The organism is Streptomyces sp. NPDC030799 (assembly GCF_055572255.1).
Genome location: NZ_JBVIDS010000008.1, coordinates 79,005 through 94,891 on the forward strand (window position 1 = coordinate 79,005; position 15,887 = coordinate 94,891).

General features: G+C 72.4%; 2 protein-coding genes. Both read right to left on the reverse strand.

Annotated elements, in window-relative coordinates; all coding sequences use genetic code 11:
- Window positions 1-13: 13 nt before the first annotated feature.
- Complete coding sequence (locus ACZ41I_RS21060) at window positions 14-13,954, reverse strand: SDR family NAD(P)-dependent oxidoreductase (protein ID WP_468514774.1); 13,941 nt, start codon at window positions 13,952-13,954, stop codon at window positions 14-16.
- A gap of 88 nt (window positions 13,955-14,042) precedes the next feature.
- Window positions 14,043-15,746, reverse strand: coding sequence for a fatty acyl-AMP ligase (locus tag ACZ41I_RS21065; RefSeq protein WP_468514775.1), 1,704 nt, complete (start codon window positions 15,744-15,746; stop codon window positions 14,043-14,045).
- Window positions 15,747-15,887: the final 141 nt, after the last annotated feature.

A 15,887-nucleotide genomic window follows, 5' to 3' on the forward strand; every position in this document is an offset into this window, starting at 1 on the left:
TCTGTGTTCGCCATCACTGCTGCCAGGACCGGAACGCCCGCAGGTGCTCCGGAGTGGTGATGAGTTCCAAGAGCCTGCTGTCCTGGTCGCCGCCGCCGAGCGCGGCCACCAGGCGCCGGGCCGGAATGTTGCGGGGCGTCTGCGAGGCCGTCAGGCGCACCTTGCCGCAGCCCAGGCCGTCCGCCCGGTCCGCCAGCCACTGCAGGAACCTCTCCTCGGCGCCGCGCCCCAGGACCCGGCAGCTGAGCATCCAGGCAAGGACGTCCAGCTGGTCGCCGTCGTGGCGCAGCGCGACCAGCCCGATCTGGCCGTAGTCCCCGAATCGGTCGCGGGCCGCGGCGATCCATACCTCGCCCTGCTGCCGCCAGCGCTCCAGGTCGCCGTCGTCGCTCGACCGGGCGTGCAGGGTGAACTGATTGGTGCGGCGGACGATTTGTGCCGCGCGCGGCACGTCGTCACCGGTCAGCGGCCGGATGTCGACCTCCAGTCCCAGCTGCTCGAGGAACTCCTGGAAGCCGGCCTGCCCACGCGCCGCCTCACGCTGCTGCTCCTGCTCGTAGAACGCGGCGCGCAGGGAGTCCTCGGCGGTCGCCGCCGCCGGGACGAGCGGCCACAGCCGGGACAGGAAGGACTCCAGTTCGTCGACGGCAGGGCAGGTCACCGAGAGCACCTCGGGCAGTGCCGCACGCACGCCGGCGATCTCGACCGGGTTGTCGTCGAGGAACAGGAAACTGTCGACGCCCAGGTTGAGCGTCCGCGCCGCCTGCGCCAACCGCTCGGACTTACGACCCCATTCCGCGGAGATCACGCTGAAATGCTCAGCCCGCAGAACGCTCTCCGGGCGGTCGAGCACCGCTCGCACCGTGGCTTCGTCGTTGTTGCTGACCAGCATCAGCAGGGTTCCGGCGTCCCGCCACTGGAGCAGTCGGCGGGCCAGCAGCGCGCGGGCACCCCCGAGGTCCACGCCGTCGGGGCCGCTTTCCCCGGCCACACCGCTCCACAGCGTCTCGTCTCCGTCCACGGCGATCACCTTCGGCGGCGTGCGGCGCACGGCCTCGACCGTCTCGGCCAGCGTGAGCGCCACCGCCGCCTGGAACTGCGGCGTGAACGGCAGATGCGCCAGCTGGTCCGTCCTGTCGTCGAAGACTTCTGCGACCTCGTGGTGCCGTGTCCAGTCGTCGGGCCGCAGGAGCGCGAAGCCGGGCAGCTCCGACAGCTCGGACGCCACGTCGCGCTCCCAGCGCTCCAGCCGCTCGTCACGGTGTGCGGTGGGCAGGAAGCCGACGATCAACGGCCTCCTGCTCCGCTCGGACAGGGCCCGAAGAGCGGCGGGATACTGCGTGCGCAGCTCGGCGAGAAGGGCGTCGTCCACCCGGCCGAACCGTTCGAGATCGGCCGCCCTGAGCAGCACCACGCCAAGCGCCGTCGACGGGTCGGCGAAGACCCCCGAGGGGTCCTGCAGGCTTGCCAGCACCTGGTGGTAGGGCGCTTCCGCGATCGACACCGGCGCGGCGCCGCCGTCGTCCGCCCTGTCGCTCAGCGCCATCTGGCACAGCAGGGGCAGGTTGCCCAGCGCGAACGTGGCCGCGACGGCGACAGAGAGCTGAGCGGGTGTGGTGTCCGGGCGCTCGGGTGCCGAGCCCTCCACCACGGCTCCGGTGCGGGCCGGGGCGGTGGGATCCTCGGCGGCCTCGGCGAGCAGCCGCAGGAAGTCCTCCCCGAGCGCCTTGCTGGTGGCCTCGTCCAGGATGTCGAGGCTGTAGTCGAGTCGCAGCCGTCCGGCGTCCGGCGTCATCGTCACCATCAGGTCGAGATCCGAATAGCCCGTGCCGGCCGGCAGGATCTCCAGATTCGTGAGCCGGACCGCCGAGGACCGCACGTAGTTGAAGTACACCTCGACCAGCGGCGCGTTCGGCCGGTACAGCCCCTGCGCGACGAGTGTCGACAGGGTGTCCGAGAACATGGCGCCCTTGGCCAGGACTCGTTCGAGGTGACGGTCGCTCCGGCGCAGCACATCCTGGACGGCCTCGTTGCCGGCGGCCTGTGCCGGGAACGGCACCGGCACACCGAAGAACCCCAGCGCGCCGTCGGCGTCGGCATGGATCCGGGTGTCGACGGGGACAGCGAGGACGAACCGGTCGCGTTCCTGCCGCCGGGCGAGCAACACGGTCAGCACGCCCAGGCAGAACGCCGCCGGCGTGATCGCGAGCCGGCTCGCCTGATCCGACACCCGTGCCATCAGCGTGTCGGGCAGCGTCAGGGTCACGCTGCCGGCCCGGTACGAGCGTTGGGCGGGGCGCTCCTTCGCGAGGGTCAGGTCGAGTCGGGCGGCACCGCTGAAGGACTCGTGCCAGTCGTCCGTCGTGCCGTCCGGGCCGCCCGCCGGAGCCTGCTGGGTCTGGGCTTCGAGCAGCAGGTCGATGTCGCGGTTGGTCACGGCGTCCCCCAGCGTCGCTCCGGCGAGCTCAGCGTCGATCTCGGCCGTCACCAGGAGCAGCGACTGCAGATCGCTCACGCTGTGGTGGGCGCAGAAGAGCAGCGTCTGGGCCTCGTCCCCGCGGTCGAGCAGCTCAAAGCGCCACAGCGGTGCGGCAGTGAGGTCGAACGGCTGCTCCACGAGCGCCCGCAGCCTGGCGTCGGCATCGAGTTCCGCGCCGTCGCCCAGCTCTGTCCAGCGCAACAGCAGCGACGCGGGCACCTGCTTGTCGATGCGCAGCTGCTGCTCGCGTCCGTCCCCCGCGACGATCGCGGTGCGCAGGGCCGCGTGCCGTGCGGCGAGTCGGGTGAGCACGCCGGTCAGATGTTCCCGGGTGGTCTGCGCTCCGAGCCGGACGGCGACGCCGACGGCGTGGGCGGAGCCCGGTGTGCCCTGCTGTGCGCTCCGCACCAGACGGGCCACGTCACGGGGCGCGGGCCGCAGCTCGGTCTCGGGAACGTCGTCCGCCGGCTGCCGCTCGTGGTGAGCGGTGGCGGGCCCGGCCGGGCTGCCCTGTGCCGACAGCGCGGAGAGCAGCAGCTGGGCGAGGCCACGGATGTCCGCGGCCGAGAAGGCGGCAGTCGTGGGCAGTTCGACGCCGAGATCACGGACGAAGGAGTTGCGCAGCCTCACCATCATCAGGGAGTCGAGACCGAGCGCCTTGAGGGAGGCGGTGGGGGTCGCCTGCGGCAGGCCGCCCACCACCTCGCCGACCATCTCCCGCACATAACCCTCCAGCAGTTCCTGCTGCTCGCCGGCGGTCGCCGCGCCGAGCACCCGGGCCACCAGTTCGTCGGTGTCCGGCCCAGCGGCCGGCGAGGTGATCAGCCCCCGCAGCATCGGCCGCGACCGGGCCACGTCCGGATCGAGTGCCAACGCCTCCCAGTCGAGCCGGGCGGGAACCAGCTGACGGCGTCGAGTCATGGGCAGCGCGCGCTCGAACAGGTCGCCGCCCTCCTCGGGGGAGAAGGCGATGAGGCCCGACCGGCGAGTGGTCTCGGTCCGGGTCGCGGACCGGGTGACCAGACCGACACCTGCCCAGGCGCCCCAGTCGAGGCTGAGAGCCTGACGGCCCGCCAGGGCGAGGTGGTGCGCCCAGGCGTCCTGGAAGGCGTTCGCCGCGGAGTAGGGGCTCTGCCCTGCCGAGCCGAGGACTCCCGCCACCGAGGAGAACAGGACGAGGCTTTCCGCCTCGGGCACCAGCTGGGTGAGCAGAACCGTGCCCAGCACCTTCGGGGCGAGCACCCGCAGCACCCGTTCGTCGGACAGGTTCGGCACGGTGGCGTCGTCGACGACACCGGCGGCGTGCACGATGCCGGTGATCGGACCGAGGTCGCGGACGCGGTCCAGCGCCGCCGCGAGGCCCTGCGGGTCCGCGACATCGGCGCGAGCCAGGTGCACGGTGACGCCGCGCGCACGCAGTGCCTCGACCCAGCTCTCCGCTTCGGCATCGGGCGCGGAGCGGGTCATCAGGGCCAGGCGGCGTACGCCGCGGTGTACCAGGCGCTCGGCGGCGACGCGGCCGAGGCCGCCCAGTCCTCCGGTGACCAGGAACGTGCCGTCGGCCGCCGGTTCGCCGTCCTCGACGCCGTCCTGGCGGCTGCGCACCAGGCGCGGCACGAGGCGACCGGACTCGCGCAGTGCGACGAGGTATTCGTCGTCCGCCTGCAGCAACTGCGCCAGCAGGGCGTCCACCCCACCGGAGGGCGGCAGATCTATCAGCGTCGTCGCCAACTGGGGGTACTCCTGGGCCAGGGCGAGACCGAACCCCCAGGCAAGCGCCTGTTCAGGCGCGGAGACCTCGCTCCCGTCGGCAGGCTGGGTGCCGCGTACGACCAGGAAGAGGCGCGGCACCCGGCCACGCCGACCCTCCGTGAGCACCCGGGCGAGGTGAAGGGTGCTCAGACACCCCAGCGCGGCGGCCTGCTCCGCTGTCTCGACCGAGTCGACCCCGGGGGCGTCCAGCGCGAACAGGTGGACCACCTGCTCGGGCCCGCCGGCGGGGAAGGCCTCGTCGAGCAGCCGGGCCAGGTGCTGCGGGTTCCGCGGATCGATCCGGAACCGACCGGGAGCCTCGGCGGCGAACGTGTCGCCCTTCACCGCCACCACATGGGGCAGCGGGCCGAGCAGAGCGCTCAGCCGAGCTCCCACCCCGCAGTCGTCGGCGAGGATCAGCCAGGGGCCCTGAGCGGGCTGCGCCTGCGCGGTGGGCCTCGGCTGCCATTCCACTTCGTACAGGGACGCGTCGAGCGGAGACAGCGCGGACAACTCGAACTCCTCGATCCGCAGGACCTCCTGCTCCTGCTCGTCGAGCAGCAGCAGGTCGAGCGTGACGGCGTTCCCGTTCACGGCACGCAGTCGGCAGGTCACCCAGGCGGGTGCGGTGCGCGGCTTCGAGAACCGCAGACGCCCCACCCCGGTGGGTACCAGTGCGCGGCCCTCGGGCGCGCCCGCCGGCAGCGCGGCCGTGTGGAAGGCCGAGTCGAGCACCGCGGGATGCAGCAGGTACCCGCCGCGCGGCGTGTCGGCCAGCCTGCCCAGCGCGGTGGTTTCGGCCTGCCAGCCCTGCTCCAGACGGCGGAAGGCCGGACCGTAGTCGATTCCCAGCGCGGTGAGCGCGGCGTAGACACCAGGCAGATCGGCTTCGGCGGGGCACTGCGCGCGCAGCGCTTCGAGGGAGCCGCCCCACGAGTCGCCGGGCCGGGTGCGGGTGCCGGCGCCCTCCTCGGCAGCGGCGCCCAGGACGACACGTCCGGACACGTGCCGTACCCACCCGGACCGCGGCTCGCCCGGCACCGTGGAGGCGATGGTGAAGTCCCGGCCGGCGTCGTGTTCCGGTTGCAGGACCAGCTGCAGCCGGACACCCGGTCCGGTCGTCGGCAGCTTCAGGGGTGCCTCGAACCTGACGTCGGCCAGCCGCACCTCCTCGCCTTCCTGGAGACCGGAGGCCGCCTCGAACGCCATCTCCAGGAAGGCGGCCGCGGGCAGCCACACCTCGCCGGCCACGCGGTGATCGAGCAAGTAGCCGAACCGGCCGTCCTGCGGGTCGAGATCGGTCTGGAAGATGTGCCGGTCGGGCGTGTCACTCGCCTCGATCCTTGTGTCGACGAGCGGCGTGCGGCCCGCACCGGAGGACAGGGCCGGGGCAGCCGTCAGCCAGTGGCGCTCCCGCTCGAACGCGTAGGTGGGGAGTTCGGCGAGGGCACCGGTGGGACACCGGGGCGACCAGTCGGGCTCGTGTCCGGCGCTGTACAGCAGACCGAGGTGACGCAGCAGACCGTCCAGGCCGCCGGCGTCACGGCGCAGCGAGCCCACGCTCACCGCGGCGACTCCCACCTCCTGCGCGACCGACTCGATGGCCGCGCCGAGCGTCGGATGCGGGCTCAGTTCCACGAAGTAGCGGTAACCGTCCTCCAGCATGCGGCGCACGGTGTCGGCGAACCGCACCGGTCGGCTCAGATTCGCGTACCAGTACTCCGCGTCGAGCCCGTCACCGGCCGTGGGCTCCGCACGTACCGTCGAATAGAACGGGATCGACGTGTGCCTGCCTCGCACGTCCGACAATCCGTCGACCAGCTCCGCACGCAGCGGAGCCATGAGCGGGCTGTGCGACGCGAACGCGGTCGTCAGTCGCCGGACGGGGACCCCCTCCTCGGCGAGCCTGCCCTGGAGGTCGGTCAGCGCGTCGATGTCGCCGGACACCGCGGTGGACCGCGCGCTGTTCACAGCTCCGACGAACAGCCGCCCCTGGTAGGCGGTGAGACGCTCCTCGACCTCGGACAGCGGCAGTTCCACGGAGAGCAGGCCGCCCCTGCCGGCCAGCGGCACGACGGCACGGGCACGCCGGGTCACCACGGCCGCGGCGCCGTCGGCACTCAGCGCGCCGGCCGCGTATGCGGCTGCGATCTCGCCCAGGCTGTGGCCGACCACCGCGTCCGCAGAGACTCCGAGGGACTGCCAGGCCGCGGCCAGAGCCGCGTTGAAGGCGAACAGTACCGGCTGCAGGATGTCGGTGCGATCGAGGTCGGGGGCCTGCTCCGCTCCGCGCAGGGCCTCCAGCACCGACCAGCCGGCGTGCCGGCGGATCGCATCGTCCAAGGCCGACAGCGCCTCCCGGAACGCCGTCGACTCGGTCAGCAGCTCGCTGCCCATGCCGGGCCACTGACCGCCGTGCCCGGAGAAGACGAACGCCACCTTGCCCGCCGGTGTCTCCCGTGCGGGTGACCGTACGACGTCCGGATGGACACGCCCCTGCGCCAGCGCGTCGAGGCCGGCCAGGAGACCGTCCCGGTCGCTCGCCAGCACCGCCGCGCGGCGCTCGAAGTGGCTGCGGCGGTGGGCCAGCGTGTAGCCGATGTCGCGCAGTGCCGGCCCGCTGGAACCGAGTGCGCCCAAGTGAGCGGCGAGACCGGTGGCCTGACCGCGCAGGGCGGCGTCGTCGCGCGCCGACAGCACGAACAGCTGCCGCGGCGCGGTGCCCTCGTCCGTTCCGGCGGACGGGTCGGGCTGACGGGCCGCGATCTCCTCCCGGGCTTCCTCGACGATCACGTGCGCGTTCGTGCCGCTGATCCCGAAGGCGCTGACGCCGGCCCGCCGCAGTCGCGGGCCCGACGGCCAGGCCACAGCCTCCTGGAGCAGCTGCAGTTCACCGCTGTCCCAGTCGACATGGCGGCTGGGCCGCTCGGCGTGCAACGTGCGCGGAAGACTCCCGTGCCGCAGCGCCAGCACGACCTTGATCAGGCCTGCGATGCCCGAAGCCGCCTGCAGATGGCCCAGGTTGGACTTGAGGGAACCCAGGTACAGCGGGCGTCCCGTGGGACGGGAGGCGCCGAACACCGACATGAGGGCGTTGGCCTCGATCGGGTCGCCGAGTGTCGTGCCGGTTCCGTGGGCCTCGATGTAGTCGATGTCCGCGGGCGTCAGCCCGGACAGATCCAGGGCCTTTCGGATGACCTGTTCCTGGGCCGGGCCGTTCGGTGCCGCGAGTCCCTGACTGCGCCCGTCCTGGTTGACCGCGGTGCCACGCAGCACCGCGAGCACCTGGTCGCCGTCCCGGCGCGCGTCCGTCAGCCGCTTGAGCACGACCATGCCGGCCCCTTCGGCCCAGACGGCTCCGTCCGCGTCGTCGGAGAACGACCGGCACCGGCTCGTGGGGGACAGCCCTCGCAGGCGGCTGAACTCCACGAACGTCTGGGGAGTCACCATCAGCGTCACACCGCCGGCCAACGCCAGGTCGCACTCGCCCGAGCGCAGCGCCTGCGCGGCCAGGTGCACCGCCACCAGTGAGGAGGAACAGGCGGTGTCCACGGTCAGGGCGGGGCCGTGGAGTCCGAGGGTGTAGGCAAGCCGACCGGAGGCGACGCTGAGGGCGGACCCGGTGCTGACGTAGCCGTCCAGCTGGTCGAGACGGGAGCCCGCCAGGTAGTCGCTGCCGAACATGCCGACGTACACGCCCGTCGTGCTTCCGGCGAGCCGGGCCGGCACGATCCCGGCGCGCTCCAGCGCCTCCCACGTGGTCTCCAGCAGCAGGCGCTGCTGCGGGTCCATCGCCGCGGCCTCGCGCGCGGTGATCCCGAAGAAGGCGGCATCGAAGGTCTCGATGTCCTGCAGGAACCCGCCCTCCCGGGCGTAGGTCTTGCCTTCGGCCTCCGGATCGGGGTCGTAGAGGGACTCGACGTTCCAGCGCTGCGCGGGGAACGGGCCGACGACATCACGGCCGCCTTCGAGCACCTGCCACAGCGCCCCGGGATCGTCGGCACCGCCCGGCAGCCGGCAGGCCATGGAGACCACGGCGATGGGCTCGTCGGAGGCGGACTCCCGCCGCGGGGCGCTTGCCGCCCGCCCGCTCTCCCGGGCGTCGGACGTGAGCACGGTGCTCACCAGGTGGTCCGCGAGCCGGACCGGCGTCGGATGGTCGAACAACAAGGTGGCGGAGAGCCGGGCCCCGACCCGGGCGCCGATCCGGTTGCGCAGTTCGACGGCCATCAGCGAGTCCATCCCCCGCTCGCTCAGGGGCTGGTCCTTGCGCAGCTCGTCGGGAGAGCGGAGCCCCAGCACGCGTGCCGCCTCCGCACAGACCACGGCGAGCACCCGCTCCATCCGCTCGGCCTTCGGGAGCCGGGCGAGCCGAGCCGCGAATGCGTCGTCCCGTCGCACGGGCTTCTCGGGAGGCAGCAAGGACCGCCACAGCGCGGTCGCGCCGCCCCCGCGAGCCAGCGAATCGCGCAGCCCTCGCTGGTCCAGAGCCCACGCGACCAGATGCGGCGCCCCGCGCAGCAGCGAGAGTTCGACGAGCCCGCACGCCTGCGCCGGCGTCAGGGCGCCGTGGCCGAGCCGCGCCATCCGCTGGAGGTCGGCGTGGTCGGCCGCCAGGCCGGTACCGGCCCATGCGCCGAACGAGACCGAGACTCCTGGCAGGCCGAGCGTCCGCCGGTGGTGGGCGAGCCGGTCGAGGAAGACGTTGGCGGCCGCGTAGTTGCCCTGCCCGGGGCTGCCCACGACCCCCGCCGCCGACGACACCAGGAGGAAGAGATCCAGTGGATCATCCGTCGTGAGATGGTGCAGGTTGATCGCCCCCGCCACCTTGGGGCGCAGTACCCGGGCGAACCGCTCCGGTGTCTGTTCGACGACGACGCCGTCGTCCAGCACGCCGGCGCAGTGCACGACACCGCGCAGCGGGCGGGCCCTGCCGATCACACTGGCAAGCTCCTCGGCGTCCGCCACGTCGCATGCCGCCACCTCGACCTCGGCACCGAGCGCGGACAGCTCCGCGGTCACCTCGGCGCTGCGCGGGTCCTCGGGGCCCCGCCGCGAGGTGAGCACCAGCCGCGCGACTCCGCGTGAGGCGAGCCACCGTGCGATGTGGACGCCGACCCCGCCGAGACCACCGGTGACCAGCACGGTGCCGTCGGTCGGCACCGGACCGCCGGGCAGCGGCAGCTCCGCGTCCGTGTCCGTCAGCCGCTCGTGCCGCGCCGCCGGCGTCGCCCGGTCGTCCGCGCTCCGGCTGCGCAGCAGCCGAGGGGCGAGCAACACGTCACCGCGCACCGCGAGTTCGGGTTCGTCCGAGCCGGCCACGAGCTCGCTCAGCACGGGCCACGGAGTGCGTACGGTGTCGAGGCCGTCGAGGTCGATCAGACGAAGTCCGAGCTCCGGGTGTTCCGAGCGCGCGGTGCGGGCGAGGCCCCACAGCGCCGACTGGGCGAACCCCGACGCCGGTGCTGTCGCGTCGGTCGCGACCGCGCCGCAGGTCACCCAGAGGACGCGAGAAGGCAGTTGCTCCGGCGGCAGGGCGAGGAGCGACTGGAGGTCGGCGAGCCCGGCGCTGGTCAGCTCCTGCACGTACTCGGCCGTGTCAGTGTCCGCTCCGGGCAGGGGCCAGAAGCGGACGAGGGTCTCGCCGGCGGCATCGGCCACTGCGTCGGCCGTGCGGATCCCCGCCGCTTCGAGGCCCTGCCGGGCCGCAACGGCGTACGGGTGTGAACTGTCCCCGGCCACGGTCCACTTGTCGTCACGCGGCTGCGCTCCGGCGGTTTCGGGGACCACCGCGGTCCAGACCACCTCGTAGAGGCAATCGTCCGCGCGGGAGGAGCCCTGCAGATCGGACGGGTTCACCGCGCGCAGCCGCACATCCGTCAGGCAGCCCGCGGGGAAGCCGTCGGAGTCCCAGAGCCGCACGTCCAGGGCGACCTCGTCCGCGGAGCCGGCTGTCCGCCGGACGGATGCGATCACGTCGCCGGAAGCCCCGGGCAGCAGCGCGTACTGTCCGACCGAGAACGGCAGCAGCACGCGGCCCTGCTCCTCGAAGGCCGCCGCCACGTGCAACGCGGCATCCAGCAGGGCCGGATGGACCGGATATCCCTCCACGTCGTCGTGCTGGGGCGACGGGAGCGACAGACGGGCCAGCAGCTCGTCGTCCCCCGTGCGCACGGCCGACACGACACCCTGGAACGCGGGACCGTAGGCGAGTCCGCCCTCGGCCAGGCGCGCGTAGGTCTGCGGATCCCAGCACGGCTGCGCACCGTCCGGCGGGCTCGGCGGTGCGCCCGCGTCCGTCGCGGCCGGCTCACTCGCCGTCGCAGCGGCGTTCTGCACCCAGCCCGCGAGCTCCTGCCCACGTGGCCGGCTGTACACCGTGACCTCAAGGGGATCCTGCGGGCCGGCGGCGACGACCTCGACGGAAACCTCCACGGTGCCGGAGCGCGGCAGCACCAGCGGGGCGAGAAGCAGCACGTCGGTGAGGTGGGCCGGCTCCTCGGGGCGGGCCGTCTCCAGCGCGGCACGACACAGCTCCATCAGCGTCGTGCCCGAGACGACCACCTCGCCGAACACCGTGTGGTCGACCAGCCAGTCGGCTGTGTTCGGGGACCACTCGTTGCGGAAGGTCCAGCGGGTGGCGTCGACCGAGCGGAGCTCGATGCCGAGCAGGGGGTGCGCGGACCGGGGCAGGAAGCCGGATGAGCCCGCGGTCGCATCGGGGTCGGTCCAGTGGCGCTGCGGTTCCCACGCATAGGTCGGCAGCCGCGCCGGCTCCCCGTCCGTTGCGGGTGCGATGCGCCGCCAGTCGATCGCCCGGCCGCGGGCATGCAGTTCGGCCGCGGCCCGGTCAAGACAGGCCACCGCGTCGTCGTCGCGCCGCAGGGAGCCGACCACTGCCAGCTCATGTCCGGCGTCCTCGCCGATGGTCTGCACCGAGGTGACGAGCGACGGGTGGGGGCTCAGTTCGACGAAGTACCGGTAGCCGTCGGCCACCATGCGTTCCACGGTCGACGCGAACCGGACGGGCGCGCGCAGGTTGCGGTACCAGTAGTCGGCCTCCAGCTCGTGCCGGACCGGTTCTTCAGTGACCGTCGAGTACCACGTGACGGACGTCGGGTAGGTGACGATGCCGTCGAGGTCCGCCAGGAGTGCCTCGCGGACCGGCTCGACCTGCGCGCTGTGGGATGCGTAGTCCACCTCCAGGGCCCGGGTGAACACCTGCTCCTTCTCCAGCTCGGCCAGCAGGGCGGCCAGGGCTTCCGAGTCCCCGGCCACCACGGTGGCCCGGCCGCTGTTCACCGCGGCGATCGACACCCGCCCGTCCTGGTCCCGCAGCCGGGTCTCGACCTCGCTGCTGGGCAGGCCCACGACGGCCATGCCGCCGGACCCGACGACACCGGCCAGTGCCCGGCTGCGCAAGGCGACCACGGCTGCCGCGTCGTTGAGGCTGAGCGCCCCGGCGACGCAGGCCGCGGCGACCTCGCCCTGGCTGTGTCCCACCACGGCGTCCGGCCGCACACCGTTCGCGCGCCATACCGCAGCCAGGGCCACCATGACGGCGAACAACACCGGCTGGACGACGTCGACCCGCTCCAGGGACGGCGCGTCGGCATCCCCTCGCAGCACGGCCGCCACGGACCACTTGGTGTGCTCGCTCAGGGCAGCGTCGCAGCGGTCGAGTTCGTCCGCGAACAGCGGGGAGCGGGCCAGCAGGTCACGGGCCATGCCCGCCCACTGCGCGCCCTGGCCGGGGAAGACGAAGGCCAGCTTGCCCGGTGCCGACACCCGGTGCGGCCCGACCACGAGCTCCGTGGCGGGCTCCCCGGCTGCCAGGCCGCGCAGACCACTCACGAGCTCGTCGCGATGACGCGCCGCGATGACGGCCCGGTGCTCGAAGTGCGTCCGGTGGTGGGCAAGCGTGGCAGCGATGGCGGGCAGGGCAAGTTGCGGGTCCGCCGTGACAGCGTCGAGGAGGCGACGGGCTTGTGCGTGCAGTGCCGGCGCGGTGCGGGCGGACAGCGGGAACAGCACGAGCTGTGAACCTTCGCCGTCCTGCCGGCGGAACGGCTGTGCCGTTGCCGGCCCGGCCTCGGACGCCACGGGGACGTCGGGCGCCTCCTCCAGGATCACGTGCGCATTGGTGCCGCTGATCCCGAACGCGCTCACGCCGGCGCGTCGCACCCGGTGGCCGCGGGGCCAGGCTTGCGCGCGGCTCAGCACCTGCATGCCGGCGCCGGCCCAGTCGACCCGCTCGGTCGGGTTGTCGGCGTGCAAGGATGCGGGCAGCAGCTCGTGCTGGAGTGCCAGTACGGTCTTGATGACGCCGCCGATTCCGGCTGCGGCCTGCATGTGGCCGACGTTCGACTTGAGGGATCCGACGCCGAGGGGATGTCCGTCCGGTCGGCCCGGGCCGAAGACGGTGCCGAGGGCGTCGCCTTCGATCGGGTCGCCCAGCAACGTGCCCGTGCCGTGCGCCTCCACGTAGTCCACGTCGTGCGGAGCGAGACCGGCGGCGTCCAGGGCGGCTCGGATGACGCGCTGCTGCGCCAGGCCGTTGGGGGCGCTCAACCCTTGGCTCCGGCCGTCCTGGTTGATGGCCGTGGCCTTGATGACCGCGAGGACCCGGTCGCCGTCCCGGTGCGCGTCTCTCAGCCGCTTGAGCATCACCAGCCCGCAGCCCTCGGCCCACACCACGCCGTCCGCGTCGCTGGAGAAGGGCTTGCACTGCCCGGAGGGCGACAGCCCGCGCAGCCTGCTGAACTCGACGTGCCCGCGCGGAGTGACCATCAGTGTCACGCCGCCGGCCAGGGCGAGATCGCACTCCCGGCTCGCCAGGGCCCGCGCGGCCAGATGCAGCGCCACCAGGGAGGAGGAGCAGGCGGTGTCCACCGTCACGGCCGGGCCCTGCAGGCCGAGGGTGTAGGCGATCCGTCCGGAAGCGACGCTGGTGGCCGAGCCCGTGCCGACGTGCCCGTCCAGCTGCTCCAAGCCGGCCGAGGCCAGATAGCCGCTCTGGTACAGGCCGATGTACACACCGGTGGAGCTGCCGTTCAACGCCCCGGGGAGCATGCCGGCGTTCTCGATCGCCTCCCAGGAAGTCTCCAGCAGGAGGCGCTGCTGGGGGTCCATGGCGGCGGCCTCGCGGGGCGAGATGCCGAAGAACGAGGCGTCGAAGCGGTCGATGTCCGACAGGAAGCCGCCGCGCAGCGAGTAGGCCTTGCCGGAGACCTCGGGGTCCGGGTCGTACAGCGCCTGGGCGTCCCAGCGGCCGGCCGGGACGTCGCTGATCACTTCCTCGCCGGCGGCCAGGAGCCGCCACAGCTGGTCGGGGGTGTCCGCGCCGCCGGGGAAGCGGCAGGCCATCGAGATGACGGCGATCTCGTCCGCCGCCTCAGCGGCCGCCGGCCCCCGGGGCGAAGCTTGTGTGGCCGACGCCGCGACCAGCTGATCCGGGCCCTTGCCGGCCACCGCCTCGGCGACCCCGGCGATGCTGGGGTGGTTGTAGAACAGAGACGGTTCCAGATCTCGGCCGATCCGCATGGACAACCGACCCACCAGTGCCACCAACTCACGTGACCCCAGACCGAATTCGGCTATCGGACGGTCGACTGAGATCTCGGTGGGAGCAACGCCGACACGTTCGGCGACGGCTTCGGTCAGCCAGCCCCGGACCGCCTCGGGTGTGTCGACGGGCGGCTCGGGCGACTTGTTCTCAAGCATGAGGGCAACCGTTCTCGCGGGCTCGTTCAGGGGTCTGCGGCGCGATCCGTCGTGCGGCGATCGACCTGGACAGTCGGCGGTGGAGTGGCTACTCGGCGGGGCGGCCCGCCGGCTCGAGTACGGCGAGCGTGCCATCGAGGTAGGCGGCCCGGGAGGCCTGGCGCTGGATCTTCCCGCTGGACGTCTTGGGGATGGATCCGGGCTTGATCAACACCACGTCCCGCAACGACAGGTCGTGGGTCTCGCTGATGGTGCTGCGGATGACCGCCGAGATCTCGCCGATCTCGGGCGCGGCGTCCGGCGACGCCTCCGCGACGATGACGGGTCGTTCGCCCAGCGAGCCGTCCTCGACCGAGAAGGCGGCGGCGCAGCCCGGACGGACGGCCGGGTGGGACATCTCCGCGGTCAGCTCCAGGTCCTGGGGGTAGTGGTTGCGTCCGTCGATGACCAGCAGGTCTTTCACACGGCCGGTGACGAACAACTCGCCGTCCCTCATGAATCCCAGGTCACCGGTCCGCAGGAATCCGCTCCTGCCGTCGTTCAGCGATGCCTGGAAGACCTCGCGGGTCTTCAGCGTGTTGCGCCAGTAGCCGCGCGCGACACTGGCGCCGCAGACCCAGATCTCCCCGCCCTCGCCCTCGGGACACTCCTCCAGCCGGTCGGGATCGGCGATCACCACCGTCATGCCCGGGCGGCCGCAGCTGACCACCTCGGCGGCGTCTCCGGGCCGGCCCGACACCGTCGGCGCCTCGTCCACCGAACCCCCGCTCACCATGAGCGTCGCCTCGGCGAGCCCGTAGCACGGGTAGAAGGCCTCATTGCGGAACCCGGCACGCGCGAACGTGTCGGAGAACCGCCGCAGCGTCGCGGCGCGGACCGGTTCGGCACCGTTGAATGCCACGCGCCATGCGCTCAGGTCGAGGCGGTCGAGGAGCTCAGGGGTGGCGTCCCGAAGACACAGCTCGTAGGCGAAATTGGGTCCGCCGCTGGTGTGCGGCCGGTACCGGGAAACGGCGTCCAGCCAGCGCTCGGGCCGCTGCAGGAAGTGCAGCGGTGAGAACAGCGTGGAGGTGGCGCCGAGGTGGATCGTGTTGAGCACCGGGGCGATCAGCCCCATGTCGTGGTAAACGGGGAGCCAGCTGACATAGAGCTCGCCACCGTGCGCCGCGATCGCGTCCGGCGTGTGCCCCATGCGTTCCGTCATGACCCGTTGGTTGTCGAGCAGGTTCCCGTGGGTCACCACCACGCCGCGCGGCGCCGAGGTCGAACCCGAGGTGTACTGGAGGAAGGCGACCGAATCCGATGTGATGTCGGGTTCGCGCCAGTCCCCCGCGATCTCGTCATGGAACTCCTCGGTGGCCACGCAGGTGATGTCGGCGAGTCCGGTGAGGGCGTCCAGGGCAGGGCGCAGGGCGTCGAGGATCTGCCGAGTACCGAGAATCACCTCGACGTTCGCGTCGGCGATCAACCGCTGCATACGGTTCAAGGCGCGATGGTTCTGCGAGCGCCCTTGCGGCGGCACGCCCGGAACGGCTATGACGCCCGCCGCCAGGCAGCCCATGTAGCCGCATATGAAGTCCAGGCCCGGCGGATACAGGAGCAGTGCCCGGGAGCCGGCCAGTCCGCGCTGCTGGAGCCAGGAGGCGATGGCCTTGGCACGCCGGTCGAGCTGACCATACGTCAGCGTGTCCACGGGGCCGTCGCATTCACCGGTGGTCAAGTACCGGTAGGCGATCCGGTCGGGCTCGCCCGATGCCCGAGAGCTCAGCACTTCCACCAATGACCGAACCATCTGCAAGACCCACCTGCTCTGGCGATTTGGGGACGGACTGCTGGGCGTACCACGGCGAGGCCACAGGAGGCCGTTCGGTTGCGCAGTACTCGGCGCTCGGCACGCCCACACTATTGACCCCACCATTGCATCCGTTGTGGC